This is a genomic window from Ruegeria sp. CDSA221 (assembly GCF_059611825.1).
Window position 1 is genome coordinate 20,827 of sequence record NZ_JBXWPK010000021.1, and the last position, 26,380, is coordinate 47,206.

A 26,380-nucleotide genomic window follows, 5' to 3' on the forward strand; every position below is an offset into this window, starting at 1 on the left:
GAGGTTTTATGGTTTTGCAATTTGCTTCTGAAACAGACAGGCATTAGTCCGTTTCTCGTCGAACATCGGTTTGTACAATTTTCATTAGGGGTTCTTTGGGCAGCGTTATAATGATCTTCAACCCGCCCTCCTGGCGATCTTGAAGGTCAACGGTCCCTCCATGGGCTTCGACAATCGATTTAACGACTGGAAGCCCCAGACCGCTTCCCTCGATCCCCTGCCCCGAGGCGTTTGAGCCCCGAAAGAACCGGTCGAATGCCTGGGATTTTTCCGCTGCGCTCAGGCCGGGACCGTCGTCTTCGATTGTAATCGAGCAAGACGCGAGCCCTTCTTCCAGTATTGCGCTGATTGTTGGGCCTCCATATCGTCGTGCATTTTGCAACAACGCGAGTATTGACTGGCGAAGCCGAACCTCATCGACCGAAGCCTTCACCATACATTCTGGGCTTTCGACCTGCACCGGATCAGGGAACATCGCCACGGCATCTCGTACCACTTTTCGTAGATCCGTTTTCTTGCGATCCAGCCTAAGTTGACCCGCCTCGAACCGAGCGACGGTTAGCATGTCATCAACGATTTGATTGGTGTGCTTTGCGGAATCCCGAATACGGGCGAGTGAGTCGGAAGTATCCTCTGACAATGTGTCTGATGTCCTTAAAGTAACGTCGGCCTCTCCAAGGATAATTGCCAGTGGCGTTCGCAACTCGTGACTAATATCGGCCATCAATCGTTTGCGGTTCTCTTCCCCCATTTCAAGTTTGTCGATGAGTTGTTGAAGCTCGAACGTTCTGGCAGCAACCGTTTCTTCAAGTTGCCTCTTTTGCTCGGCGCGACTTGCTTCTCGGGCAGCCAAGCCTTCCGCCATGCTATTCAGAACAGTGCCTAATTCCCTGAATTCACGGCTACCACCAAGATCTACGGGCTTCGAATAATCGGCTCTTCGCAGGCGCCCAACGCCGTCTGCAAGCAACGTAAGTGGTTTTCTGATTTGGCGGTTGAACGATACAAGGGCCACCAGCAACACACCTATGGCCGCAAGAACGATCACGTAAACCAATCGTTCATTCCATTCTCGAAAGGTTGCTGCTTCGGCCAAAACTTCTTCAACCTCTTCCACTTCCTCATCAAGCGCGGCCTGAATTTTTTGATCCAGTTCGTCATCAATGTCCCCGTCCAGCAGGGCGGCCAGGCGCTCGATCCGCACAAATGTCTCAATCGGGCTACCAGCCTCTGAAAGGTTCGCGATGGCTGCATTGACAGCTTCTATATCGTCTTCAATCTCATCGAGAAGCTCCAGTTCTTCGAACTCCTCTTCGCCGACCATCTGAATTTCCCGGGCAATGGTCTTTCGGATTGCATCCAAAGTCTGGGCGATTTTCTCCTGCAGCTCTGTCTCGCTGATCCCATCATCCCGATCGCCGATAAGAAGTGCGTCACCGTGTTGCTTGAACAGACGGTATAGGTCCGCCTCAAGCCTCAGATGCAGGCCATATGACTCATGGGCCAGGGAAATTCGGGCATCCCACCATCGGGTTTTTTCGAGACTGTATAGGGTCAGGCCCGCTAACCCACCCAAAAAACCGATCAGTACAGCGGCATAAATCCCAAATAGAGTAGATGAACGCATATCAAATAACCCTTGAATTCTGTTCTAAACTAAGCGGGATGGCGTGTTCGGCCAAAATGATGGTGGCCGAAGAAAACTCCTGCAGAGTTTCGAGCAATTCGACCCTGTGATGCCAGCATGACATCCACCTGACTGACGCGATGATGACGACATCAGCTTTGCCGAGAACAGCGCGCACGAGATCCAATTGCAGAGTCTGGAGTGGCAAAAGACCTTTACCGTTCTCCGCCAACCGTTGATCTAGGCCGCGGGGCGCCGCGAGGAGATCGGACAGCCCAAAAACCCGCATAACCGTTGCTATCCTCAGATCGCTCGGTCGTCTCCGACAGCTCAGCGTTGCGGATCGTCGCAAACTTCCCTGAAGTCCAACATGGTTGTCTCCGATAAAGGCGATCTTCGGGATACTAACTCCCCCACCATAACTGACATCAATGCCATCGTTTGCGTCTAGCCCGGCGATGATACGCGCGAGGCTGTTTGCATGTATATCTGTTAATTTGGAAACTGATCCCGGCGGAGCCACAAATGAGATAGGCTCCTGATCAAGCTCTCCGGCCACCTTGATGGTAATCGGATCGTTTTGGTTTATTGCAGATCTGGTCACTTCTGGTTCCGAAAGCAGCATCTCGGCTTTTTCACGGGCGACCCTCCACGCGCAATATTGGTCCCACGCCTCAGCCAGATTTTGTAACGGAAGGGCAATCAACGCCAATACCGACAGGCAAGCTGCAACTGTCGACGGAGCAATGGCGCACCGACTGGCTTGCCAAAGCATCAGCAGAGCGGTTAACGCCACACCCAGCTGCAAGACCGCCTGCAGGCTGGTTGTTCTACCGCGACGTGCCAGCGCATCACTGCGCAAACATGCGCCCTGTTTGTCAAGCTTGCGCAGTTCACGGTCGGTTCGACCCATCAGGTCTAATTCAGGTGCGATAGAAATGCGTTCAATCATGGAAATAGCAATGTTGGCTCGATTTCGACGAAGTTTTTGATGGCGCCGAACGAGATGCCAGGCCAGCAACCCCATTGCGACCAGTGCAACACTCAGCGAGGCGATACCATTGATCGCAAGCATAGGGTCGAGAAAATAGAGAATGGATACCGCGCCAGGGATCACAATCATTGCAGACCATGCATCCGGTAATCCGCGACCAAACCAAAGTCGCGCTGCAGATAAGTCACCGACAAACCTTAGGGACAACGCTCCAACTCGGCGTTTTTCATGTCGGGACTTTGGAAGTCGCGCAATCTGTCGGTAAAGCGTCCGGCGCAGTGAAATAGTGTAACTCTGGCCAAGCGCTTCTGCCCGATATCGTGAAAAGAAGAGACATGCTGCTGCGACGGTACCGGAGACCCCCAGTTGCAAGACAGTATTTGTTGCAAGTACATCCCCAGCGTGAAGTGCCGTAAAAGCATCTCGTGTAGCAAACGCTGCGAAAGCAAGCGCAATAGCCTGCACGATTCCACAGGATACCACGAGGACCGCATCAATGATGCGGTCCCTTGTGGCCAGTCTTGGGAGGGGGTTCATGCGGCCACATCTTCGCGGTCGTGTCGCATCAACGGTGCAACATGTTGGGCGATAATCGCTGGCGACCAAAGATCTTCGCGTGTTAAAATTGGGCGGCTGGTTACTTCTGCAGCTTCAGCAGCAGCCAACGGGGAACAACTGACCTTTCCGGATACCGCAAATGGGCTGAGACCCACATTATTTAGAACGGTTACACCGCCCAACGCACTCAGCGCGTCCGGCGCAGCGAATAAAATGCCGTCCAATCGATCCCGAATGCGTGAGGATTGTAAGATTGCCCGTGTTTCCTGCTGGAAGACGCCATCAGCGATCTCGACAACCACGACTTCGGCACCGCGCGACGCTGCAGTTGCAACCAGTGTATCAAATCCGGATTCGATCGCTTCAAATGGCATTCGATACGTGGTCGCCATTCCTACGTCAGTGAAATCAAGAGCTGGCGCGCCCCCATCTTCGAAACTGTTGAAGTCACCAAAGGCCCCGGTTCCGGTGGCTTTGACACCGGCGACGGCATATCCAGAGCGCATCAACCCATGGCCAAGGCTTGATGCGGCTGTAGTTTTTCCTGAATTCATTGAGGCTCCAAAAACACCAATGACCGTTACGCGCTCGTTGGTCGGCATCGATGGTAACGCATAATCTGCCACGTTGATCACCTGACCCTTGGCATTGGTCAAAAGGCCGATTGGCTTTAACCGTGTTGGATCATCCATGCAATCATGCGCGGCGTCTACGCGACCTGCGACGCCGCCACCGGCAACGAGATCGATAAGATCATCATCAATCACCGCGCTGGCAAGAAATTGGTCTGGTGCGTATCGGTCACCCAAGCATAGAACAACGTAATCGCCTGGGTAACTGACAGAGGCGCGACGTTCCGCTAATTGGATTTTCTTGTGATGACCAATCTCGGCGATCTCACAGAGGATAAGATCCCCTGCCTTTGCAGTATCCAACTGCGCGGAAAGTCCATGTACATCGGACCGGTCAACTCTGCGGGTTGTAAACGCCCATTTTGCGATTTCGCAGGCAATATGCGAGGTTTGGGGAAACTGTGTCATGCATTGCTCCGTAACTGGCTGTTCAGTGAAATCGTTTTGCCAAAGTGATGTGAGAACATTTGCAAAGTGGAATGAAGGATTGGCATGCAAACGAATGAACGGCAAATGAACACTTTTCAGGGTCCTCGTTTCTGTCTCAAAGCAATCTGATGCTAGTTCGATCTCCGGTTTGTCCTTGCGGACAGTCACTTAGAGTGCGCAAACGAACGGTTTTCGGTCAGTCATCATCGTTCCGATCGTCGCCACGGTCATCGTCTCCATCCCGTTCACTAGCCCCTTCGTTGTTAGATCCGCGATCATCTTGACCTTTAGTTCGATCTCCACGACCGCCGCGGTCACCAGTGCTACCTATCTTGTTTTTTGTTCCCCACCGTAACTCAAGGATCGTGATGCGATCGTCTCGGTTGCGATCAATGTCTTCAAGAAGCCGCCGCGCACCAACTTCTCCAAAGGCGGCGGACAGCTCATTCAAGCTCAAGACACCGTCAGAATTCGTATCAACAGACCTGAAACTAGCAGTCTGCGCCGCTGCTTTATTGAATTGACTGTCGCCAATCAGAAAAGTGAAAGCCAATAAAACGGCGCAGGTTAGGTAGCGAAAAATTCTCAACTTGCGTTGGGCTGACCTACTTCCAGTCTTTGTCACAGACGATCCCCTGCTCGTCGGTTGTTTCTGTGAACCAACGGTATTTAATTTCAGTAGGACAATATGGCTCGCAGAGATGAAAAGCGCATATATAGAATGTGAACGTTGGATGAACGGTATTTCCATGCGAAAAGATGGCTTGGCTTTATTGTTTGGAAGCCTCTCGGTATCAGGTCCGGATACTAGAGACTCAGGAACTGAAAATGCGGTGTTTTCAGTTTCCTACCAGAGAAATTCGGAGTGCAGGTGCTGGGCAATTGCCGCCTTTGGTCCTCACGGAAAAGCCTTCTTGGCCTCTTAACCTTGGTTTGGTCCATCGATCAGTAATCGAAGCCAACAACGTGGGTTCGTTTCAAACAGATCAAAAGGACTTCGATAATCTTGCAATTTACATAACTCAATCAGAAGCTTTCTCAACAGAAAGAAGTCTACTGTTTCTGTCAGATTGAAGGTTTGATCTTATCCAGCAACCGTTCAGTTTTACATCACCACCGAAGGCCTACTTCCCGCCAGAGATGTTTTTCGCCGCGATCACAAAGGGTACAAAGCGGTCATTCGGGCGGAGAATACCAGGGGCAAGTTTGTCCGCACAGCAGACATCGACCACCACTTCTGATCGTTTGAACCTTACAAAACTGTCAGATGACGGCTTTGAGCCCAACCCGGTCATTGTGATTTTTCGCGGCGCAGGCTCGCAACGGAAGAAATGCTACATGCGCTCGAAATCTGGCGCTGTGACGCGGCGATGAAACCGGCCATTGGTGCAACGCGCAGCGAGGCTGGAACGGTCAATTCACACAGTCGGGCAAAGCAGTCTTTCGCAGCGCGCGCGCCAAGGGCTGATTTACGGAACTTTAAGACTTCTAGATCCTTTCTCCCTGGACTGAAGGAGATGCTACCATCGCGTTATCAAAGCACCAATGTGTGCGACCGAGTTTGAGGCGATTGCAACTTCTGAGGTGCGAGCCCGACATGCGCTTAACCATTCAGTCGAATCTGTTCTACCATCAAGACTCCCTGACTTCCGCGCTTAACCAACAGAGCCTGTGCCAAAGGTCAGCGTCTTCTGGGCAATACTACCTGGGCCTGCAAGCGCAATCTGAGGCCCTCCGCACCCACCTCGGGTGCCTCCAGCCAATAGCCGGCACCTGCTTGCAGATTGACCGGCAGTGTCCCCCATTGGACTAGGCGCGAGACCGAGGCATTTATCGGCACGGCCCAGGCTTCAGCCTCCCAGTCATAGGTACTTTCGCTTTGCAGTGAATAGGTCCAGGCACCTTCAGTGGAATAAGCAAGAAAAGGCTGGAGAAAACTCACATTCGTGGGGGTTTCGGGATTGCTCTCCAGATCCCACAGATGATTGGCCAGCGCGCCATAGGTCCAAGGCCCGGTCTGACGCAGGGCAATGCCGGTGATCCCGGCGGCCCAGGTGTCGCTTGACACGTCGCTAAAGGTCGGTAGCCGCACAACCGGACCAATGCCCCATGTCAGATCCCCTGTTCCTGTAGGAGAAAACCATGCGGAGAACAGAATATCGCCGACCCCTTCCTGACGCGTCCCCGGGACAATGTCTTCCTGCCAGATGTAAGGAATGATAGTACGGGTGATCAGGTTAAGGTCATTGTTAAGTTCAAAGGGCACGACTGGCTGAAAGTTCAACGTGGTGCGCGACCCCTGATCAGAGACACCCAGGTTATCATCATAGTTCAACTGAAACGGAACCGAGATGATGGCAGCAAGCGGGTTGGCCAGTTCCTGGGCCAAATCGGCGGCCTCGTCTGCAACGGTTGAGGTTGCTACGCTGGCTGCAAAAAACAGCCCCACAAGTGCATGGGATCGACGCATGGCCGTGTACTCCTTTTTGAAAGGCGGGATGGGCGAGTGGCCTAGTTGATCGGTTCCACCGTCGGGAACGACCAACTACCGCTCAGGATTGCATCCTCTGGCTCGTAAAGGCGGACAGCATAGTTCCAGCCCGGAGTGATCGGAAGGCAGTTCACGCGGCCGTCGTCGCACCCACCAAAATGGAGTGTGACTGATCCGTCTTCCGCGGCTTGGGCCGTATAGCCGTTGTAGCTGTTAACACCCAGATCATTAGCAGCCAGGAAACCCTCGCCATTATAGACGGTCACCGACCAGAACGCCCGAACCGGGACATCCTTAACTATAACCGCGTGTGGCGTTTCTCCATCGTTCGCATCGACCGCGCCCAACAGGTAAATTGCTGCCTCTGGGGGCAGGCCGCCCCAACCCGAGAGCGCCCCAACCAGAAACTGAACCGGGTCAACGTCCTCTTTGGCTCTACCAAAGGCACGCGACGTATCGATGCCCAGCAGGGACAAATCGCTGATTGCCTGACGCGCTACGGCAAGTTGTTCGGTATTCCAGTTGGGCGCATCAAACGGACCAGTTCCACCGCCACTGACAACAATCTGATCCTGCGCCACCCGTGCCGCAGCGATGTCTTGTGGGTCGGTTACATCTACAAAAGTACGGAAGGCAATGAATCCGAAAGGCGTACCAAGGTCTTCTTTGGTGATCAGGTACGTGCCGGGCGTTGCCTCGGCGTACATGAAATGATCCTGGTTGATGACATGCATCGAGATGTAACGGCCATCCGCCTCGGGGAGCGTAACTTCGACGGGTTCGGTCAAATCGAGCAGAACCGCAGAGTAAAGCGTATCCTGGTTCATTCGGATCACCGGCTGGTTGTCAGGTGTTGTGGCTTTGCGCATATGCCCTAACTCGCCAACGGCCAAGCCGAGATTACTCATGTTGGTGCGGAACATATGGTCGGTTTCCGCGCGCACGAGATTGTCCACGGTCACATCAACCACGTCCTCGGCCCAGACCCCTGTCGGGAGTGTCAGGGCGATTGCCAGAAAAAGCTTCTTCATTTTTGCATCCTGTCATTCAGTTCACGGGTTGCACGGTCGGGAATACCCAACTTCCGTCGATGACCTCGGAACCGGGCTGATACAAGCGCACGGCGTAGTTCCAGCCGTCCATGATTGGAAGGCAGTTCACGCGGCCATCGTCGCAACCGCCGAAATGCACGGTCACACTGCCATCGTCGTTCTGGGTGCCCGAAACCGAGTTGACCACGTAGGCGTCGAGGGAATTGAGTTCAAAGAATCCGTCTGCATTGTACAGGCTCACGGACCAGAATGCGTTTACGGGAACATCCGCCGGCACCTGGATATAGTATTCGCCGAGCGGCAGGCCGGGCTCGATATTGAGATAAAAGGCTTCTTCTTCTGGTAGACCTCCAAAGCCGGCTGCGGTGCCCAAGAAATGGCGCAACGGGTCGACGTGTTCTGCCGTGCCAAAGGTCCGAACGCTGTCTGTTGCAAACCTGCCCAACTCAATCGCGGCCTGACGCACGGCCGCGAAGCTTTCGGTGTCATAATTGGGCATCTCGAAGGGCGTTGCCGAGGCAGCTTCGATAGTGAACCCGTCCTGAATTGTGTTGACTGCCGCGATGTCCTCCGGACTCTCGGCATCCACCAGTATTCTCATGAAAACAAGTACGTAGGGGGTGTCAAATGTGTCCATGTCGAGCTGAAACACACCACCACCATCAAATACTTCATTGATGAAATGGTTCTGATTGACCACCATCGTTGTCATGTACCGGTCGCCCACATCGGGCAGTGTCAAGGTTGCGCCTTTGCTGATGTCGATAACCGCAACGCTATAGAGCGTGTCCCGGTTCATCCGGATAGTGGGCTGATTGTCGATGGGCGTGGGTTCATTGAAGTGGAAGAACTGGTTTACGCCTCCGGCCAGCCTGTCATACGTTTTCAATTCGTTGTCAGTCGCAGCCCGAACAAAGTTACTTATTGTGACCGGCACCTCGTATGTCTCGGCAAGTGCATCAACTGTGGTATCAAAGCTCTGAGCCGTCGCGGAGCTCCCCAACGCTGCAGCCAAGGCCGCCAGCTTCCAGCATTTGCGCGTGTGATTGATCATTTGCCGCTCCACTAACCAATTATTGCAATACATTGCTTGATGGTCCCGACACCTGCTCAGGCGGGCATTCTCACGCCCCTCAATTGGTGGTTTGCAGAAACTCTACAATTGGAACCATGGTCGTTGTTTTTCAACAAAACACAAAACTCGAATGTATACCCTGACCGATTGGAACAACCGTGTCGGAAAACTGGTTCAAAATGACAGGTTGCAAACGCGCATTGACCAACCTGTCTGATATTCTTCTTGTTTTACGCCCATGCGGCTGACCAATCATTCTTGTTGGGATGTCAATTTTTAGACTGAGATCAGCGGATGGTAAGGCTCTGTGCTCTCAAACCTTGCCAGCTGGAGCCTGACTTTCTCAATTCAAAAAGTGTGTTTGGCTTTGACACAGGTCAGGGACGCCGAGCTGCGCCGGACTATGTTTGGAGTGCTCAAAATTTTCATTGTAGTACGTGTAGGATGTAGGATGACGGGCCAGGACGGGAACGCTCAGCACAGGACACCGCCACTTGCGCGCGGGCGGGTTCTCTTACCGCTGTTGGTGGCTTATCGGGAATCCGGTCGATCCGTAGAAGACCTCCTTGCAGGGTTCGATCTTGCGTTTTCAGAGTTGAGCGCCCCAAATTGCTTCATTCCACACGATACGATCTACGCCGTGTTCGAAGCCGTCGCGCACAACACATCACCAGATTTTCCAGCACTTGTGGGCCAGACTTCAGATCCGACCGTTTCATCCCCATTTGGGCAGGCCTTTCGGACCGCCAATTCCCTGGCTGATTTCATCGGCAGGTTCTGCGTTCATGCAGGCAACAATACAAATGCGGTCACGATGACACTAGATGTCTCTGGAGATTACGCGGTGCTTTCTGCTAAGCGCAGGTTCACGCCGCACTGCTCTCCAGCCTATATGGATGCGTTTCAGATCAGCCGGTGGGCCACGTTACTGCATGAAACCGCTGGTCAGAATTGGGAAGCGAACAAGGTTCTTGTTCGGGTGAACCGTCCTGATCTGCTCCCGTCATACTTCTATGGTATCAGGGCAGTAGGTGCGGGCCCAGACGGGTATTCCTTCCGCTTCCCAAGCCCCTGGCTTCTGCATGATTTGGTTAACCGAACCGCCGCTGATGGCATTCCGGCAGGCCAGGACGACAAAAACCCGGTACCAACAGACTTACTGAGTTCGCTCCAGAGCGTTGCCAACTCAATGGTTGGGCGAAATGACTTTTCAGTTACGGCGCTTGCCAGGGCATGCGGTGCTCGTGGCGCTGTTCTCAATCGCCGACTTGCGGCTTATGGGACATCATTGTCGCGCATAGTCATCGAAGCCAAATGCGACCGTGCTAAACACCTGCTTTCCAGGTCTGAGACGTCAGTGGGCGATATCGCCGACCAGCTAGGGTATTCTGACGCAACCGCTATGACACGGGCATTCAAGAAATGGACGGGACAAACACCTTCCGATTTTCGCATCCACGAACTGAATCGCCACGAGGCATCTGTTCCGATACTCGACCCGGTCGAATGCGATTGTGAAGCGTAACAGGAATAAGGCGCAACATACTTTTGCCGCGCTTCAAACTCGGGATAGGTAGAAAAGGGGAGCAGGCCATGGAGTGGATACAAAAACGAGGCATCGTCGGCAGCTTTCTAGTTGCGGCGACGACGCTCCTCGGCGGATCAGAAGTTGTGGCACAGGATACCGATTGGGGCTTTTACGGCAGCTTCTACATGTACGGCGCAGACACCAAGACAACCATTGGCTCGCTGGAGTCGGAGCTGAGCTTCAGTGATGCGGTTAAAAACCTTGATCTGGCATTCATGGGTACACTTGAGGCGCGAAATGGCCGATGGTCGTTGATCGCGGATTACATGCGCACAGACCTGTCCTTTGACGGTGATACCCCCGGCCCGGTGTTCAGCGGCGCTGAAACCAGTCTGCAGACTCAGTTCTTCAGTGGGTATGCCGCTTACACAGCCTATCAGGCCCAAAACCTGGCAGTGGATTTAGGGGGCGGGTTTCGTTGGTTTGCGACAAGCAGTACAATCACTCTGGTCGGTGGGCCCACCCCGCCGCCAAGTGCAAAGACCAGCGATGATTGGTTAGACCCTCTGATCGCGGCCCGTATCCTGTATCAGATCAATGACCGGTGGTCGGCCGTAGCCTTGGCCGACTATGGTGGGTTTCGCTCAGACCGCGAAACGGCGCAGTTCATAGCGACGGTAGGTTATGCCATCACCCCAAAGTGGAATCTGCGTGCAGGCTATCGCTACATCATGGTCGACAAAGGTGAAGGTCAAGACAGGTTCAAGCTTTCACAATCGGGGCCCGTGTTGGGTGTGACTTACAGCTTCTGAGTACCGGCATGATGCGAAAGATGGCGACACCAAACACAAACAGATCGGGGATCCCTGAGTTGCGCCGGGATGTAAGCGGTGATGCCGACAGGCGTGCGACCGACAATAAGGGCCGAGGTCGAACAATCTGGCGCAAACATTTGACGAAAGGAACAAGCAGGCGACTGATTGCTCAGGCTCTGCATTTGGTAATCGCGTGTTCTTGCTGTGCACTCGCCGCTTGCGGAGCAAATATTTATGACGAAGTTGAGTTGATGCCCTCGCCAACGGTCTACGCCGAGGCCGCCTTTGACCCTTTCGTTGATATCACTGCCGAAAATTTCAATCAGCGCTCGCAGCTGTTCTATGCGACAGATCGATTGCCTGCAGTTCCTGACGACCCACAAGCCTTCTATAATAATGAACGCGGTCACCTTTTGCGCACCGGTGTTGCCGATGTGCAGATCGACCCGCCATTGGAGTCATGGGAAGATCTTCGTCGCATCACCATGACAAGCCAGCGAGCAAAGGACTATTTTCTCAGCGTCTCTCAGGTCCAAGAGATTGGCGTCATGCCATTTAGTGTCACGCGTTATCTTGAAGACCCTCCGTCACAACAAGATATGGAGGCGGTCGGTCGTCGTTTTGCCAAGAAGATTGAGGATCAACTTGCATCCTCTCGCAACAAAGACATCTTCATCTACATCCATGGCTACAACGTCGATTTTGATTACTCGACGCTTGTTTCCAAAGAGTTACAGCATTTTCTGGGCTATCAGGGCGCATTCATCAGCTACAACTGGCCTGCAACACCCCATCGGCTCGCGTATTTTCGTGATCAAGAATCCGCGTTGTCGACGCGCCGCAACCTTCGATCCCTTATCGAATACCTGTCAAAGCACACAAGCGCGCGCCGCATTCATCTCATAGGATACAGCGCAGGTTCGAGACTCGCATTTGAAACAGCTTACCAGATTGCACTTCGGTCGAGCCCTAAACCGCGGCTGGGGCATTTGATTCTGATCAGTAGCGACCTTGATCGCAGCTACTTTCTACAGGCGATTGAAGACGGCCTGCTGGATGCGGTTTCAGATGTGACACTTTATCAGTCGCAAACCGATTCAGCGCTGGCCATGTCGCGGTTCGTTTTCGGAAGGGATCGCCTGGGTCAGGTTTCTGACGAAGCAATAAACGCATCGATCTTCCAGAGCCGACTGTCAGAGATCAAATCCCTGCACATCATCGACGTGACCAGGGCTGAAGAGGCCAGTGCAGGAAATGGTCATTGGTATTTCCGGTCTTCACCGTGGGCCAGCAGTGACTTGTTCCTTACTCTGCTTACAGGCCGAGACCCTCAGGCGCGTGGACTTGTTCGCGCCACAGGCGAAGCAGTCTGGAGTTTTCCGTCGAATTATCCGCTGGTACTAAAGCATTATCGTATGAGCAACTGAGTTTGACCAACGCAAGTTCAAAGTCGATCACGGATTCCTCACGTGGCACAAACGTTGGACGGAACCCCGACTACTTTGTTTCAATGCATGCCGCATCTATCGAAGCCAATATTCGCTGCATCGCAGGAGGTTGGAGAAGAAGGGCTCACAACGGAGTTCGGATGTTTTGCAAGATCCGAGCTCATTATGACCCGTCGCCTGGCTGAACCAGCCCAATCCAGACCTTCGCCCGATATTGGCGATGCTGCAGCGTGGCCCGTCAGAGAAGACATTCGCTGCAGAAGCAATGCTGCACGGCGTACGGAGGTCTGGAGTGCGGGACAAAGCGGCCATTCGGTCAAACCATAGCGGGCAAATTGGGTCGAATTGAATCAAGGGCAATTATTTCATCGATTAATTAGATTTCCCAAAATCGATCCTTCCCGAACCATTGCCACTTAAGTCGAGAATTGCATTCAATCTACACCTGCACGCGGCAACAAAGCGGTCAAACCAAAGCCCGGCAACAAAGCGTCGCCGCCAATCTAAATTTACTCGGCTGGTGACCAATTTGGGCCGGGATCATAGGTCGATATCTCAGCTGTTATTTCAAGCGTATCCGGCCCAAAGTCCGCTTCGAACACGGTGCCGTTTTCACCCACGAGAAAAGAATGGATACCCGTTTCTCCGTAGTCCGCAGGCACCGCAAGCAAGGCGTGACCCGCCAAGAACCGATCGCCGACAAAATAGGAATAGGCACCACCCGGAGCATTTGGTCCCTGCCCCTGCAAAATTGCGAAGTAGTAACCGAGGAAAGGTTCGGGTTCGAAATCATCCGCACCGTCGCTCCACCCCGAGGCGGTGGCGCGGGCAAGGGCTTCACCGACAAAACTGTCTTCTTCTGGCCAGAAGAGGCCGTTTCGTGCGCCGGGATCCGATATGATCGTTTGGGCAAATTCCATGACGCCATCGCCATTGTGATCCACAAGACGAAACGCCGCCTGAAGATCAACATAGGCCTCAAGCGTTTCGATTACTTCCAATTCATTCAGTCCGATTTCACGGGCGGAAAGCTCCTCTACCCCGGCTTCTAAATCAAACTTCCAACCATTCTCAGCTTTCAGAATTGGGATCGGAAAGGGCCAACTATCTTCGCCAAGCAGAAGAAAAACCCCATCATCCTCGGGCTGAAAGCGGTATCCTTCAGCATACATGCCAAGCACTTCCTGCCTTCTTTGCTGATCTTCCACCGGATCACCCGTTCCGATTAGATCTTCTGCCTCTGGTCCGAAAATCTCGAGCAGCTTGTTCTGATCATCGGCCCTTAACGCTTCGACAAAAGCGTCCAGTGCGGTTTGCGGAGTTTCGAACAGGGCACCGTCGGAAAACGCCGGTCCAGTAGCCACTGCGATCACTAAAATAGAAAAAACCGATTTACGCATGTTACCGCCTCCCCTTGCCTTTGGCAGCATGTCCCCGTTTGGACGCCTTGTGAGCTTTGCCGCCTGAAGATTTTTTCTTCATAGCCTTACCTTTGGACGCAGCGGGTTTTTGCTGAGCCGTGGCCTTTTTTACCTGAGGTTTCTTAGCTGCTTGCGGTTTCTTTTTGACAGGCTTCTTCGCCGCATCTGGCCGTTTAGTCCGATCGATGGCCTGCTGCTTGGCAGCAGCCTTGTCCCGATCAACGTTACCGCGATTCACCTGCGGCAAGGACTTGCCCCCACTACCTCGATTGGCCAGAGCACCGCTCGCGATAGCCCCTGCCCCTGCACCAGCTGCAACTGCTGCCGCGCCTCCCCTGCTAATGTCTGCAGCACCGGATTCACGGCTCAGTTTTGCGCGGAGTTCGTCCGTGCGACCCTCGGGGCGGTTGACAGGCAGGTCGCCGCGACCACCTTCCGGCCTTTTGTGATCAGCGATCTTGTCCCGGGCTTCCTTTTTTCGGTCAGGATCGGGTTTCCATCCGATATCAGTTCGGTCACCAAGATCTATATCGTTACCGATATTGACGTTGCCGTCGACGTCTATGTCGATGTCCGGGTTTCTGTATATCGGGCCACCGCCCCATCCGCCGCAATTCCGGCACCCCCAATAGTCATACCAATCGTCGTCATCGTCGAAAATCTCGTCGATCAGCGCCACGGTGCCAAATGTCAGCAAGGCCGCGCCCACTACGTCCCCGGTCGACGGGCCGGTATAGACAGTCTCGGGATTATATTGCGGGACGTACACTGTTTCGGGTTGTGTCGGAGTAATTACAACCGTTTCTTCATCAGATACCTCGACAGTTTGCTCGGGCCCGGAAACAAGAGCTCCGCTGTCAATTGCCTGATCCCGCATTACCTGCACCGCATCCAGCACATCGTCGGACTGGGCCAGCATGGCGGTGCCGACTGTCTCGGTCCAATCGATGTGGGTGGCCATTTGACCGACGACTTCGGGGAACGCCGTGGCCAATACACTTACAGACGGATCCCAGCCCATAGCTTCGATTTCCGGCTCGAGCTCTACGGGGTCGCGGTCGGCGTTATCCAACAAATACCGTTCTGCCTTAACAATCTCCAGTGGCTGAGTGGCCGCAACAAATATCTGTATGAGTAGAGTGTCGGGAAAAAGAGCCACCGGGGCGACCAAAGTTTGCAACTCAGCATCAGATAGAAGGTCGGATGAAGTTTCAGACGTAACTTCCGTTGCAACAGTATCGGACGCCTCTTGTGCGAACAGGGCGTTAGATGCGCTTAAACTGAGAGCAAATATTATATATCTAAACATATTGCGATCCTTCAATTTATCGAAGGATCGCCTAAGACCGTGATTCTGGCAACTGGCCTGCCAAATGGAGGATCATTTAGTAAAACACGGTCATTGGTCAAGCTGGCTTGAGCCGTCAATTTGCTTACAAGGCCAGCTTCTATTGCGCAGGGCGATTAACTCCCGACAAAACTGTTTTGCGCGACAAGCTTCAGGGATTAATGGGGGCGAAAACATACAGAGCTTTTAGTGCTTCGCTCGGCTCCACCCCCGGCAAAGCGAGACGAAATATCTCTTCCATTGTGCCCTGAGCATACATTTCTGACAGAATACTATCGACAACGAGTCGAAAGTTATCGTCACCCCTCGCAATGGCCAATCCTTGCTTTTCTATCGTCAGTATTTCCTGGGATAGTTTGAATTTGCCCTTTAGTCCTGCAGCAATGTAGTTGACCAGCAAAATCGACTGATCTGCAAAATAGGCGTCAATTTCACCGTCTCGAAGTGCTTTGATACCGTCTGGGTGTGAAGCGAACCGCACCATTTCTGCGTCGATACCTGCAGCTTCAAATGAATTCAGAACGGACGCTTCTGTTGTTGTGCTGCTTCTCATTCCAACCTTCTTTCCCGCGAGTGCACCCATGGTGCCTTCAGCCTCGATTGGTAACAATATGGACGTGCCATCGACATAAGTTGGAATTGAGAAATCAACAATTTCGCGTCGGGAAAGTGTAATCGACGCTGCCCCGCAGAGCATATCCACCTCTCCGGAAGCTACTTTGTCGAAACGATCCTTAGAGTCGACCGGAATGAACTGAACATTCAAATCCTTCAATTCCAGTTTCTGCGCAATTACCTTCGCTACATGATCGCAAATCAACGGTGACAGACCAAACGGGCGACCTTGGTCGTTAATGTAAGACAATGGAGCAGCATCTGTTCGAAAACCAAATCGGATTTCGTTGTTTTTTGTTATCCTGTCGATTGTTTGGGCAACCGCGCCGGTTGTGAATAGAATCGTCACAATAAGTATAGAAAGCAAGCGCATGGTTTTTCCCTCTTTAGTGGCGTAACACCCTTGTGGAGGTGAAAAGCACCCTGTGTCGAGAGTAAAACACATTGTGTCGCCTAGGAGTCGGTCTGTTGATGAGAAGTGCTGGCATGGCGACGAATCGAAAGCACACCCTCGCAATATTGGAAGAAAACCGAATACATTTGCACCTGCTCAGGGCTTAACGCGGGAGAAAAGTCTTGCGGGCAGAGCTTATGCTCGAAGTTTCAAAGGACCCGCGTCAACTGCAAGTCGTTGCGACAACACAACACCGCACCAGTATATTTTCGTGGTGCAAACTGTTGACCTTCGCCGTGACGCTGTACGTTAGGGTTGATATTCAACGGTGAGGTTGAGCAAAGGGTAATGGGAATAGAACTACAATGGAGTTTGGCGGAACTTGGGGCGCGTAAAACCGTACCTTTTGCCTTTGTGTGTTTGCTGTTCTTCGCATCCTGCGCAACCACGAACCCAGAACTTTTGAAGCCCGAGTTGAACGCTCGACCCAGTGCACAGAATGCGTCGCCAAGCGACTACGCCGGGGAAGTTCAATTTAGCATCTCAAACAAGATTCCCGCTCGTGGGAAAAACCTACCTTACACATTTAACGCGGGCATCAGCAGTGTGACGTCAACGCGCCTAGGTTTCCGGGGGCTCTTAGATCTGCGAGAAATCCAAGTCCAAGCGCCCGCACTTCTGTCGGGTACTCTGGAACAAAGTTGCTCTTTGAATGTTGACTTTGAACTCGACGACGCCCGCGCCAGCGGTGATCTCATTGAACTCGTAGGCTCAGTGGACGTCGAGCTTTATCGTTGTCGAAACGAAGAATCCGAGGGAACCAACGGGCGTGGAGTTCGCTTTATCTCGACGACTGTTGGGATCGCCGCAGCGGCACGCGCCAATGTTCAAGATCAATGCGTTCACTTTGATCTTGCCGACGTCGTGCTTCAACCTACTGGGTTTGTCGGCGGGTTGGTTAACCTAATTGGCCTCACGGAGCGTGTCGAGGAGGTCGTTCTCACCAAGGCAAAGGAGTTCACCGAAGAGAATGTGATTTGTCCGGAGATGCCTTCGGAGCTTTCTTCGTTGAATCCGGTTCTCGACGCCGGCGGTACACGAGAAATTGGTGACGGTGGCATCGGTGTTGCGTTGAGCGGCTCAATCGACACCAGTGCGATGACGATGATGGAACTCCTGGCGGTTATGCAATCTCGCGGTATTGTTGGGGGGGCAGGATGATGGATCGGATCTTTCTTCTGATACTAGCTACTGCCGGGCTTTTCGGATCCGCGCTGCTGGCTGAAGAGGTTACCTTCGAAGCAAACGGGGACGTCAAGCTAGGAGATCGTGAGTTTCCCGTTGATCTGGCATTGAGACTAAAAGATGTGAACGCGACAAGGATCTCAATCGAAAGTGTCATAGACCTACGCCGAGCAAACGAAATACTTGTAGAGGAACTCAAACGAGCCGCGTTTGTAGATGTCTGCAACGCACTGATCGGCGTGACCGAAGCAACGGCCCGTGCCGACGATACAGTGATTTCGCTAAGTGGGAGGATCGAAGCAGAGCTTTTCCGATGCGAAAGCCGCAGCGGCGGTGGATCTATACGCGGCGAGAACACTTTCGCTGGTGGTTTGACGGTGGGTGCTTCCGCTTCGGCCGAATTCAAAGATGACTGCCTTTTTTTCCGTTTGGATGACCTGAGACTTGCTCCGGATCAACTCACCGAGTCGTCCGATGCAAAGGGTAATGTCGAAAAGGTTCGGCAGGTATTCATCGAGACCGCGAACGCAATACTTCAAAGAAACCCGGTATGCCCAGAACTACCTCCCGAACTTGTCTCTCTCTCGCCAACTTACGACGCCGTTGGCACACGGGAGTTAGGGGAAGGTGGCGTCGGACTGTTCTTCCAAGGTTCAATCGAAACGAGTACTGAAGCGATTATTGACATCCTTCAGGTGCTCCAGTCGAAGAAGGTGCTTCCACCTCCGCCCCGCTGAACCTAGCCAACGGCTTAGTGCGGCAGATAGAATTTAATTATTTCGAAGAACAGGAACGAGTCGTAGAAATATGCATTTAACGTAGCATCATTCGTGCAATAGATGAGGTCGAAAATGATCCGTTTTGCATCTGTTCTTACCATTTTTCTTGCTTTTTTTGCGCCCATGCCGAGGACATCCCGAGCACTCAACCCGGCGACAGGCAGTATTCACCTTATCCACGGCAGAGCTTCCCCAATCAGGTCTTTCTTGGCGACACTCATTTGCATACGTCCTACTCTGCAGATGCCGGTATGATCGACAATGTGCTAGGCCCTGAAGAAGCCTACCGCTTTGCCAAGGGCGAGGTGGTGATATCCAGCACCGGTGTCGAAGCTAGGCTGCGCAGACCATTGGACTTTTTGGTAGTTGCCGATCACGCCGAGAACTTGGGTCTCGCCCCGCTGTTGGCAGCGAAAGACGCCACGCTTCTCATGAATGAGTTTGGACAACAACTTAACGCTGCCGTTGAACTCACTGCGGACCCGATCCGTTTCGAAGAAGTCGGGGGCGGCATCGGTGGGGACGAGAAGGTTGCCCAATATGCATGGCAAACTTCGGCGTCGGGAATGGCGGCAGTTTGGGCAAAAGAAAACACACGCGAGGCCATTTGGCACGCTCTTGCTGGGAAAGAAGTCTACGCAACCACAGGTCCGCGCATGCGCATTCGCGTTTTTGCCGGATACGATTTTGAAGATACGGACCTGCCGCGTGCAGATTTTGCCGCGTATGGATATGAAGGAGGCGTCCCGATGGAGCCAATCTAGACCGCATTCAAATCGTCAAAGGGTGGTTAAATAGCGACGGGACAACTTCGGAACGCGTTTACGATATATCTTGCGGCGGGCGCGAACTAGTGAACGCGAAGTGTGGCGGACCCGTTGGCGGCACGGTTGACGTTGAGAGCGCTACTTGGACAAACGATATTGGTCAGGCAATTCTATCCGGGTATTGGGAAGACCCCGATTACGATCCGGAACAAAGCTCTTTCTACTATGCCAGAGTGTTGGCAATACCAACGCCACGTTGGACAACATACGATGCCAAAGTGCTCGGAACCGAGATCCCTGACGAAGCCCCACGGTCGATACAAGAGAGGCATACACATCGTCAATCTGGCACACACCTTAGGGACGATTGTTATAAGGCTGAAACCAGAATTTACTTGGTCCGCTTTGGGCTCATACCAGACCCCGGTGCCGTTGCAGAAAGGGCTCCTGCCCCACCTATAACTGATCATGCGGACAGCCCATTCCGAACCTTCACGCCATAATCTCCATGCTGCGGCGCGGCCCGTCGAACCTGCCGTTCGCTGCGAGCGCAAAATCAAAGGCTGCTTGAACTCGCAAAGTGCGGGACGAAGTTGCCCTTCGCCTGTCTAGGATCAAAGACCGCAAGCGGCCCAGAGCCGACATCCCTCAGCCAACTTACATGCTGCGGTCGCAGCCCGCATTACTGCCCTTCGCCGCGAGTGCAAAGCCAGAAGGCCATTATGCTCACTGTTTGCGGACTTTGCAGCCATTCGGTTGCCCCTGCTGAATGTCCGCTACTCAAAAATAGACCCGACGCTTGGCCTGGTCAGTTGGTGACTACGGGGATCGTCACTCCGTAATGTGGTGGTCAAAGGTATTCCAGAAAGCGCCTCATTCAGCTTGTTGGGGCTTGCGTTTTGTGAAGCGGGCGAAAAGCCGCCCATCTGTTACAGCAAAGCCAAGAGCAATGATGGCGAACCCGACCCAAGCTTCCGGCTCCATCTTTTCACCAAGGAACGTGACACCAAGACCGATAGCGAAAGGTGGGATCAGCAGCGTAACCAAAAGAAGATTGGCGGCTCCGGCGCGCGCAAGGATTGCGAAATAAAGTACATAGGCCAGCGCTGTTGATAGAGCGGCCATCCCAATAAGCGCTGCCCATACACCAGCAGACAGAGCGAAGCTTGGGGGGCCATCCATCACGAGAACAATTGGGATCATAAGCACTGTACTGCTGATCAGCATGCCAAGTGCGTTCACAAGTGGTAGTTGGCCTGAAAGAGCAGTTCTACCCCAGACACCGGCAAAAGCATACGAGAGCGTCGCCCCAAGGATAGCCAACTGCGCCAAGTTACTCGGATTGAACTCAGTCAATGCACTTGGTCCCATAATGAAGGCCACCCCTAAAATACCCAGGGCGGCACCTGCTATTTTCTTCGGAGTCAGCGGCTCATCCTTTAGAAGCAAGCCAGCCACGACCGCTGCAAACATTGCCGTCGTTGCGTTGAGTATTGAAGCCAACCCGCTGTCGATTTGCGTTTGCCCCCAGAAGATCAGCGAGAATGGAATAGCGTTATTGAGCGCTCCCATAACGAGATAAGCGCCCCATACCCGAGGGGCACGTGGAACTCTCAATCCTTTGAATAGGACGATGAGTGCCAGTATTGGGACAGCCCAGATCACTCTATGCAGCGTTATTGTCAGCGGGGGCACTTCAGTCAGTGCGACCTCGCCAAAGAAGAAGGACCCGCCCCAAACAGCAGCGAGCAGAAGCAGCATGACGCTGGCTGTAAAATCCATTGCTGGCATGGGTTGGTTTGTCATGTCTTCTGGTTCCGTCACTAACTATCACCTAACGGATTAGCTGACGTGCCCCCGACACCGCGACCCGTTTCTTGCGGAAAGCCAAAACAATGCCAACACTCATCTATCCAATTGTGAACGGCTGCATTCGCCTATCGGCGGAGTGCCTCAGCAATCATTTCTGCAAGCCTTTCGGGCTGATCAACGCTCGCCCAGTGTGTGGCATTATCGAGAACGATCCGATCCATCTTGTTTTCTTCTAACCAGCGGACGGTGCTATCCGGACAGTTATCAGGGTTGTAGAGATAAATCACATTTGCCGCGTTCTGCAAAAATTCGCCGGGCACGCAGCTTGCTGAAAAACGCCGTGCGTCGGTGCCGAGTTGCCACAGCGCCAGAGTATCAGCCTTCGAAACTTCATTACGATACCGTCGGATGATTGGTGCCGTTTTCGCCATTTCATCAAGCCGCTCAAGAAACGCCGCACGAAACGCAACTGGATCACCGTAGTCGGCGGCAGTTCCAGAAAAATAGGCATCCTCGGCGGTGATATTACCCTCTAGAGAAATAATGGTTGTCAAAGGACAGTCGGCCCTTTTGGCAGCCAGGGAGGCTATGATTGAAGCAACCGAATGAGCGACAATGATCTCAGCTCCGTGCTTGATCGCTTTGTCGGCGACGGTTTGTGCAAGTGCTTCAAGAGTTGTTGCCTTTGCCAGAGGCTGAGCGCCAAATCCCGGAAGATTGATGGGTAGTAAACGATAGCTATTGGCGAGGTGGGTGTCAGCCAAACCTTCAAACATGCTCGCATTGTCACCAAAGCCTGCAGCACAGAGAATGGTGGGTCTTTCATCGTTCATTTGACTGGGGTGTTTGGTCATTTCGGCTTCCAGAGCATCGTTTGCAGACATTAACACTGCTCCGCAGCATTCGACAATTCGAGCTCGTTACGGTCATCGACAGGCAGTACAACTTCACCTTTTTCAGACGAAAACCTGACCGTCGCGCACGGCCCGAAGGAGACATTCATCGTAAGTGCCGCCGCAGCAATGCGGCTTCGGCCTCTCGCTGCGCTCGCAAGATCGTTCGTCATGCGAATTCACAGATCGCGCAACAATCCTGCCGTTCCCAGCGAAGAACTCAGTTGCCACTCGCGAACCAAAGCTGACCTTGCGTATTCGCAAATCGAGCCGGAACGGGCTAAAAAAATCGTTTGGGTACTAAAAGTACAGCCAAGCAGGGTCCTGATCCGGATTTGTGCTTTGGACACCTCAAGCCGGGTTGCCTACTAGCTCTTTTTGATACCCGAAAAGTGCGGGCAACCCGCCCGTGTGCAGCAAAACGACTTTCTCACCTGGTTTTATCTTTCCACGTTCGATCAGGTCCAGCAAACCGGCGAATGTTTTGGCAGAATAGACCGGGTCTAGAAAAACCCCTTCGGTTCGGGCCATTTTCTCCAAAGCAGCGCGTGTTTTGGCATTCACTTTGCCATAGCCTGGCGGCAAGGCTTCATCCCAAACATCAATCCTATCCTGTAGAAAACCTGCGTCGATTTCCAGCAAGTCCGCAAGATTCTGCAGAACGGTTTTCATTCGAGCCTTTTGCTTTTCGCGATCCCGGCGCACGCAAATCCCAAACACCGAGGCAATGCTTTCTTCCAGCGCCAATCCGGTTACCAAACCGCCATGTGTTGCGCCGCTGCCTGACGGGACAACGACCGCATCGAAATCTGGCATCTGCTGGTACAATTCCTGCCCAGCGACGACATAACCCAGGGCTCCTAGGGGCGGATGATGCAGGCCAAGGTGAATAACGTAAGGTGTGCAACCTTGGGCTTTCAATTCGTCGGCGCGTGCATGCAATGCCGCGTCCGCTCCGGATTCGTCTTCGCCCTCGGGGTAACTCATTTGCTCGGCACCCAGGATTTGTGCCAGGAGTACATTTCCGGACGCATAATACTCTGATCCCATGTCCGGCACACGCTCTTCCAACTGAAGCACCGATTGCATACCCAGTTTGGCCGCTGCGGCGGCTGCAGATCGCACAAAATTGGATTGAACGGCGCCCGTGATCAGAATGGTATCAGCACCTTTTTGCTGCGCATCTCCAAGATAAAATTCAAGCTGCCGTGTTTTGTTACCGCCAAAACTAAGCCCGGTCAGATCATCACGTTTCAGCCAGAGATCGATATCCAGCTCGGCCGATAGGTTGTCCAGGTGCTCCAAAGGTGTTGGGCCAGACATGAGTTGGGCACGTGGAAATCTGTGCAGATTTTCGTTTCGTATCATCGTGTGACCTTTGAGATTAAGCCGTCATATAGGCGCGATAGAACAGAACACAGCAAGCGATCAGTGAAACCACGCGGATCGCTGCTATGACGACCGCCTGTGGCAAGTAGGGACCTGTCGCACGGCCAAGTAAACTGCCGATCAAGGTTATGGCGAGGAACCCCCATACTGACGACCCATACGAGATTGATTGTGCCCCGGACAGATTGTGCAACAAAAATGCGATGCCATATGCCACCAGCGCTATTGGTTGAACCAGCTTTGCCACCTCTTTGGCGGACCGACCCTTTGCAATCAAACCGAACACCATAAGTGGACCCGGGGTTGCCGCCCATACAGTTGCAAGTCCGGACAATCCGGTAACAGCTGAAAACCCGACGTTTCCAATTGAGCCACGCAAGGGGAGCAAGGTTGCAATCAAGCCGATTAACAACAGGCAGGCCGTCAGCGCGAGAACAAACGCCTCGCTCAAAAGGGGATAAACAATGCGGCCAGCAGCCACTCCAACGCAGCATCCAATGACCGCAGTGACGATTATCCGCCGATTGTTTTTCAGAACATGCCGGTCCGTTGCCACCGCTGACACAACGGTGTTTAGCAGAAGCAAAATGGGAACCGCCGTCGGCGTGCCAAGCATAATCATCATGGGTGGCCCCGCAAAGATGCTAAATCCGATGCCAACCCCGACTTGCAGTATAGCGCCAAGGCAAATAGCGGTCATCAGGATGTACAGTTCAACGGGCACTCAAACTCCTATGGATCGGGGGATTGTTGCAGGGCCACAGGTACCTTGATTGGCCAACTGAGGTCTACTTCAATTCCAACCCACCTACGGCACGGCGCGGTCAGCGCTGCCACGGCATCATTCCAGAGTATGGTACTCGGGCCGCCACAGAATGCGCCATATGCGCCAGTGTCGTAAGGTCAAAAATGGGAAGCCGCAGTTCTTCTTGAAGGCGCGTGGCATATGGCGGCAGATCTGTACACTCCAATACCAATGACCGAATATCCGGAGCTTCAAGCATAAGACTGCGAGCGGCATCCAAGACCTCGGCTTCGATCAGATCAGTATCCATCCTCGTTCGTGCGTTCCGCAAGATCACCTCGGCGAATTCTGATGTACCTTCCAAGCCCTTCACTGCCACAGGAACACCGGCTGCACCGACACCTTCAAAATGCTGGGGCGTCAGTGCCGATGCATCCGCAGTCAGCACACCCACTGGCGCACTGGCCCCGGTCATGTGATAAGCCAGCGGCACCTGGATCAGGCTGGATGCAAAAACAGGAACGGAAACCGCCGCTGCCAGCTCTTTTTGAAACAGGGCCAGGAAGCCACAACTGCCGGTGATGGCACGGACGCCCTCAGCCTCAAGCCGCTTGGCTCCTTCAATGAAGGGGGTCAGTAATTCGGGCGTAGGGTTGTTCAGCAAGGTCGGGACCGTCACGCCATCGATCATCTCATACAGGACCGGAAATGGCAGGCTGGATGGGTTCTTGATATGGCCCGGCGGTTTTGGAAAATAACTTTCAAGGCACAGAACACCGATCGACGCGCCGCATATATTCTGACCGCCTTGGTAAATTGGCATTGTTATTAGACCTTTCTGACTTGAGTGTTCAAAACCTAGCCAACGAAAATGGCGCCATATCGACGTTCGGGCTGCGACCGGATACAAGATCCGCCACAAGCTCACCAGTTTTCGGGGCCATCATTAGCCCGTAATGTGAATGTCCGAACGCGGCATACAGCCCGTCTGAGCCGTTGATCGGCCCGATTGCAGGCAAACTGTCCGGAAATGATGGCCGTCGACCCATCCAGAATCGTGCCTCGCTTGTTTCGAGGTCTGGCAACATCGCCTTTGCCTGTTCGGTCAGGATTTCTTTCTTGCGCGGATCAGCGGGCGCATCGACGCTGCCAAATTCGGCCGTGCCGGCGACTCTCAGGCCGCCCAGCATCGAGCTTGCCACGACCTTTGCGTCCACATCCATGACCGAGTTGTTCAATTGGACTGAACGGTTCGGGAATTCAACGTGGTAGCCGCGCTCGGCAACAAGGGGCACTGGCAGCCCAAACGGTTTCAGCAGGTCGGCGGACCACACCCCAGCCGCAAGTATGAGCCTGGGGGCGTGCAGCGTATCCTGTGATGTTGTAATCTGCCAACTTCCATCTTGGGTCTGGATCAACTTGGAGACTTCGGTTTGTACGATCTCGGCCCCTTGCATGCGTGCTTTTTCAGCCAGAACTGCCCCCAGACGTCCTGGTGAGGTTACGCGTGCCTGACCTTTGATCACGATCGCGGCTTTGAATTCTTCTGACAGTGCAGGTTCCAGGCCGCGCAACTCGGCACCATCGACAAGCTCCAGATCGCCTCCTTTTTCCTGACGGATCAGATATCCAAGCCCATTCAGATCAGCCTGCTTCCGGTGGCGAAAAGCGTGAATATAGTAGCTGTCAGTGATCAGGTTTTCGTGCCCGGTGCCTTGGAGATGACGACGATACAGGTCGATAGAAGGGCGGCACAAAAGCTCCATCGCGTCCGAGATTTCGCGCACTGATCTTTCGCCAGAGTTTCCCAAAAACCGCAGCCCCCAGGGGATCATTTTCGGCCAGAAACTGGTTCTGACCGAAAGCGCGCTTTTAGGATCCAGTAGCATCTGGGGCAGTGATTTCCATATGCCCGGCATCGCTTGCGGAATGATTGACCACGGCGACACTACACCTGCGTTCCCGAAAGAAGTTTCCTGCCCCGGTTGACCGCGGTCAATCAGCCGAACCGGAATGCCGCGCTCTTGTAGCGACAAAGCGCAACAAATGCCGACGATCCCTGCGCCGATAATGGTCACTTGTTCTGTCATGGTTTCACGCCGGTGAGTGACTGCGGTTGCGGGCGATCAGTTGGGTGACGATGACAGGTGAAGCCACGGCCAGCGCGATCAGATCAGCAGTCAGGCTGGGCGCGACAAAGATAATCCCAGCGATGGCTAACAGAACGCGCGATGCGATATTCAGCGGACTCAACCAATACCCAACCACAGCCGCCGACAGGGCAATAACCCCGGCGATGCAACTGGTCGCGGTATAGGTGAAC

21 protein-coding genes and 2 pseudogenes are annotated in these 26,380 nt (G+C 53.4%); 6 read left to right on the forward strand and 17 right to left on the reverse strand.

Translation table 11 applies throughout. The features are described 5' to 3' along the window. Positions 1 to 43: 43 nt before the first annotated feature. The 7 genes from AC2FJ5_RS20365 to AC2FJ5_RS20395 form a co-directional block, all read right to left on the reverse strand. Positions 44 to 1,627 (reverse strand): sensor histidine kinase, encoded by a 1,584-nt coding sequence (locus AC2FJ5_RS20365; RefSeq protein WP_496702900.1) that lies wholly within the window; start codon positions 1,625 to 1,627, stop codon positions 44 to 46. Position 1,628: 1 nt separating this feature from the next. Then, a complete protein-coding gene (locus AC2FJ5_RS20370) occupies positions 1,629 to 3,158 on the reverse strand; it encodes an ABC transporter transmembrane domain-containing protein (protein WP_496794430.1) in 1,530 nt (509 codons plus the stop codon). Next, positions 3,155 to 4,219: a hypothetical protein gene (locus AC2FJ5_RS20375; protein WP_496692152.1), complete on the reverse strand. Its 1,065-nt coding sequence runs from the start codon at positions 4,217 to 4,219 to the stop codon at positions 3,155 to 3,157. The genes AC2FJ5_RS20370 and AC2FJ5_RS20375 overlap by 4 nt, the downstream gene beginning before the upstream one ends. A gap of 217 nt (positions 4,220 to 4,436) precedes the next feature. Next, positions 4,437 to 4,865, reverse strand: coding sequence for an EF-hand domain-containing protein (locus AC2FJ5_RS20380; protein ID WP_496702894.1), 429 nt, complete (start codon positions 4,863 to 4,865; stop codon positions 4,437 to 4,439). A 1,056-nt stretch (positions 4,866 to 5,921) separates the two neighbouring features. Continuing rightward, a complete protein-coding gene (locus tag AC2FJ5_RS20385; RefSeq protein ID WP_496794431.1) occupies positions 5,922 to 6,710 on the reverse strand; it encodes a transporter in 789 nt (262 codons plus the stop codon). Between the two features lie 41 nt (positions 6,711 to 6,751). Beyond that, positions 6,752 to 7,762, reverse strand: a complete 1,011-nt coding sequence (locus AC2FJ5_RS20390; RefSeq protein WP_496794432.1) for a DUF1254 domain-containing protein — start codon at positions 7,760 to 7,762, stop codon at positions 6,752 to 6,754. Positions 7,763 to 7,778: 16 nt separating this feature from the next. After that, on the reverse strand, positions 7,779 to 8,837 hold the full coding sequence (locus AC2FJ5_RS20395; RefSeq protein WP_496692146.1) for a DUF1214 domain-containing protein: 1,059 nt from the start codon (positions 8,835 to 8,837) through the stop codon (positions 7,779 to 7,781). A gap of 472 nt (positions 8,838 to 9,309) precedes the next feature. On the opposite strand from AC2FJ5_RS20395, the gene AC2FJ5_RS20400 reads away from it, so the two are divergent. The 3 genes from AC2FJ5_RS20400 (at position 9,310) to AC2FJ5_RS20410 (ending at position 12,628) form a co-directional block, all read left to right on the forward strand. After that, on the forward strand, positions 9,310 to 10,383 hold the full coding sequence (locus AC2FJ5_RS20400; protein ID WP_496702887.1) for an AraC family transcriptional regulator: 1,074 nt from the start codon (positions 9,310 to 9,312) through the stop codon (positions 10,381 to 10,383). Between the two features lie 68 nt (positions 10,384 to 10,451). Next, entirely contained in the window at positions 10,452 to 11,198 is a 747-nt protein-coding gene (locus AC2FJ5_RS20405; protein ID WP_496702885.1) for an outer membrane protein, read from the forward strand. A 359-nt stretch (positions 11,199 to 11,557) separates the two neighbouring features. Continuing rightward, on the forward strand, positions 11,558 to 12,628 hold the full coding sequence (locus AC2FJ5_RS20410) for an alpha/beta hydrolase (RefSeq protein WP_496794433.1): 1,071 nt from the start codon (positions 11,558 to 11,560) through the stop codon (positions 12,626 to 12,628). 530 nt (positions 12,629 to 13,158) lie between these two features. On the opposite strand, the gene AC2FJ5_RS20415 is transcribed toward AC2FJ5_RS20410, so the two are convergent. From AC2FJ5_RS20415 to AC2FJ5_RS20425, 3 genes are all read right to left on the reverse strand, one after another. Then, positions 13,159 to 14,049, reverse strand: coding sequence for a DUF2950 family protein (locus tag AC2FJ5_RS20415; RefSeq protein WP_496692142.1), 891 nt, complete (start codon positions 14,047 to 14,049; stop codon positions 13,159 to 13,161). A gap of 1 nt (position 14,050) precedes the next feature. Then, on the reverse strand, positions 14,051 to 15,379 hold the full coding sequence (locus AC2FJ5_RS20420; RefSeq protein ID WP_142639955.1) for a DUF3300 domain-containing protein: 1,329 nt from the start codon (positions 15,377 to 15,379) through the stop codon (positions 14,051 to 14,053). Between the two features lie 190 nt (positions 15,380 to 15,569). After that, positions 15,570 to 16,406, reverse strand: a complete 837-nt coding sequence (locus AC2FJ5_RS20425) for an amino acid ABC transporter substrate-binding protein (RefSeq protein WP_496679060.1) — start codon at positions 16,404 to 16,406, stop codon at positions 15,570 to 15,572. Positions 16,407 to 16,775: 369 nt separating this feature from the next. Between AC2FJ5_RS20425 and AC2FJ5_RS20430 the strand changes: the two genes are divergently transcribed. The 3 genes and pseudogenes from AC2FJ5_RS20430 (at position 16,776) to AC2FJ5_RS20440 (ending at position 19,721) form a co-directional block, all read left to right on the forward strand. Continuing rightward, positions 16,776 to 17,648 carry a hypothetical protein gene (locus tag AC2FJ5_RS20430; RefSeq protein ID WP_496794434.1) on the forward strand — a complete coding sequence of 291 codons (873 nt, stop codon included), beginning with the start codon at positions 16,776 to 16,778 and terminating at the stop codon, positions 17,646 to 17,648. Beyond that, positions 17,648 to 18,409: a hypothetical protein gene (locus AC2FJ5_RS20435; protein ID WP_496794435.1), complete on the forward strand. Its 762-nt coding sequence runs from the start codon at positions 17,648 to 17,650 to the stop codon at positions 18,407 to 18,409. The genes AC2FJ5_RS20430 and AC2FJ5_RS20435 overlap by 1 nt, the downstream gene beginning before the upstream one ends. 293 nt (positions 18,410 to 18,702) lie before the next feature. After that, a pseudogene (locus tag AC2FJ5_RS20440) lies at positions 18,703 to 19,721 on the forward strand (DUF3604 domain-containing protein). Positions 19,722 to 20,091: 370 nt separating this feature from the next. Here the strand turns inward: AC2FJ5_RS20440 and AC2FJ5_RS20445 are convergent. The 7 genes and pseudogenes from AC2FJ5_RS20445 to AC2FJ5_RS20475 all read right to left on the reverse strand — a co-directional run. Next, entirely contained in the window at positions 20,092 to 21,042 is a 951-nt protein-coding gene (locus tag AC2FJ5_RS20445) for a DMT family transporter (RefSeq protein WP_496794436.1), read from the reverse strand. Between the two features lie 113 nt (positions 21,043 to 21,155). Continuing rightward, positions 21,156 to 21,914, reverse strand: coding sequence for an alpha/beta fold hydrolase (locus AC2FJ5_RS20450; protein ID WP_496703648.1), 759 nt, complete (start codon positions 21,912 to 21,914; stop codon positions 21,156 to 21,158). Positions 21,915 to 22,274: 360 nt separating this feature from the next. Next, positions 22,275 to 23,246, reverse strand: coding sequence for a D-cysteine desulfhydrase family protein (locus AC2FJ5_RS20455; RefSeq protein ID WP_496703646.1), 972 nt, complete (start codon positions 23,244 to 23,246; stop codon positions 22,275 to 22,277). 61 nt (positions 23,247 to 23,307) lie between these two features. After that, positions 23,308 to 24,036 carry a TSUP family transporter gene (locus tag AC2FJ5_RS20460; RefSeq protein ID WP_496794437.1) on the reverse strand — a complete coding sequence of 243 codons (729 nt, stop codon included), beginning with the start codon at positions 24,034 to 24,036 and terminating at the stop codon, positions 23,308 to 23,310. A gap of 100 nt (positions 24,037 to 24,136) precedes the next feature. Next, the gene (locus AC2FJ5_RS20465; protein WP_496794438.1) at positions 24,137 to 24,880 is read right to left on the reverse strand and encodes an aspartate/glutamate racemase family protein; all 744 of its coding nucleotides are present in this window, start codon (positions 24,878 to 24,880) and stop codon (positions 24,137 to 24,139) included. 28 nt (positions 24,881 to 24,908) lie between these two features. After that, complete coding sequence (locus AC2FJ5_RS20470) at positions 24,909 to 26,147, reverse strand: NAD(P)/FAD-dependent oxidoreductase (protein ID WP_496789981.1); 1,239 nt, start codon at positions 26,145 to 26,147, stop codon at positions 24,909 to 24,911. A gap of 4 nt (positions 26,148 to 26,151) precedes the next feature. After that, positions 26,152 to 26,380: pseudogene (locus AC2FJ5_RS20475) on the reverse strand (TRAP transporter permease); the annotation flags it as partial.

Excerpts from the sequence above, each read along its gene's own strand:
- AC2FJ5_RS20385 (WP_496794431.1), bottom strand. The coding sequence starts at position 6,710 with ATGCGTCGATCCCATGCACTTGTGGGGCTGTTTTTTGCAGCCAGCGTA.
- AC2FJ5_RS20465 (WP_496794438.1), bottom strand. The coding sequence starts at position 24,880 with ATGCCAATTTACCAAGGCGGTCAGAATATATGCGGCGCGTCGATCGGT.
- AC2FJ5_RS20430 (WP_496794434.1), top strand. The coding sequence starts at position 16,776 with ATGGGAATAGAACTACAATGGAGTTTGGCGGAACTTGGGGCGCGTAAA.
- AC2FJ5_RS20455 (WP_496703646.1), bottom strand. The coding sequence starts at position 23,246 with ATGTCTGGCCCAACACCTTTGGAGCACCTGGACAACCTATCGGCCGAG.
- AC2FJ5_RS20395 (WP_496692146.1), bottom strand. The coding sequence starts at position 8,837 with ATGATCAATCACACGCGCAAATGCTGGAAGCTGGCGGCCTTGGCTGCA.
- AC2FJ5_RS20450 (WP_496703648.1), bottom strand. The coding sequence starts at position 21,914 with ATGTCTGCAAACGATGCTCTGGAAGCCGAAATGACCAAACACCCCAGT.
- AC2FJ5_RS20435 (WP_496794435.1), top strand. The coding sequence starts at position 17,648 with ATGGATCGGATCTTTCTTCTGATACTAGCTACTGCCGGGCTTTTCGGA.
- AC2FJ5_RS20425 (WP_496679060.1), bottom strand. The coding sequence starts at position 16,406 with ATGCGCTTGCTTTCTATACTTATTGTGACGATTCTATTCACAACCGGC.
- AC2FJ5_RS20405 (WP_496702885.1), top strand. The coding sequence starts at position 10,452 with ATGGAGTGGATACAAAAACGAGGCATCGTCGGCAGCTTTCTAGTTGCG.
- AC2FJ5_RS20420 (WP_142639955.1), bottom strand. The coding sequence starts at position 15,379 with ATGTTTAGATATATAATATTTGCTCTCAGTTTAAGCGCATCTAACGCC.
- AC2FJ5_RS20365 (WP_496702900.1), bottom strand. The coding sequence starts at position 1,627 with ATGCGTTCATCTACTCTATTTGGGATTTATGCCGCTGTACTGATCGGT.
- AC2FJ5_RS20400 (WP_496702887.1), top strand. The coding sequence starts at position 9,310 with ATGACGGGCCAGGACGGGAACGCTCAGCACAGGACACCGCCACTTGCG.
- AC2FJ5_RS20390 (WP_496794432.1), bottom strand. The coding sequence starts at position 7,762 with ATGAAGAAGCTTTTTCTGGCAATCGCCCTGACACTCCCGACAGGGGTC.
- AC2FJ5_RS20375 (WP_496692152.1), bottom strand. The coding sequence starts at position 4,219 with ATGACACAGTTTCCCCAAACCTCGCATATTGCCTGCGAAATCGCAAAA.
- AC2FJ5_RS20415 (WP_496692142.1), bottom strand. The coding sequence starts at position 14,049 with ATGCGTAAATCGGTTTTTTCTATTTTAGTGATCGCAGTGGCTACTGGA.
- AC2FJ5_RS20470 (WP_496789981.1), bottom strand. The coding sequence starts at position 26,147 with ATGACAGAACAAGTGACCATTATCGGCGCAGGGATCGTCGGCATTTGT.
- AC2FJ5_RS20370 (WP_496794430.1), bottom strand. The coding sequence starts at position 3,158 with ATGAACCCCCTCCCAAGACTGGCCACAAGGGACCGCATCATTGATGCG.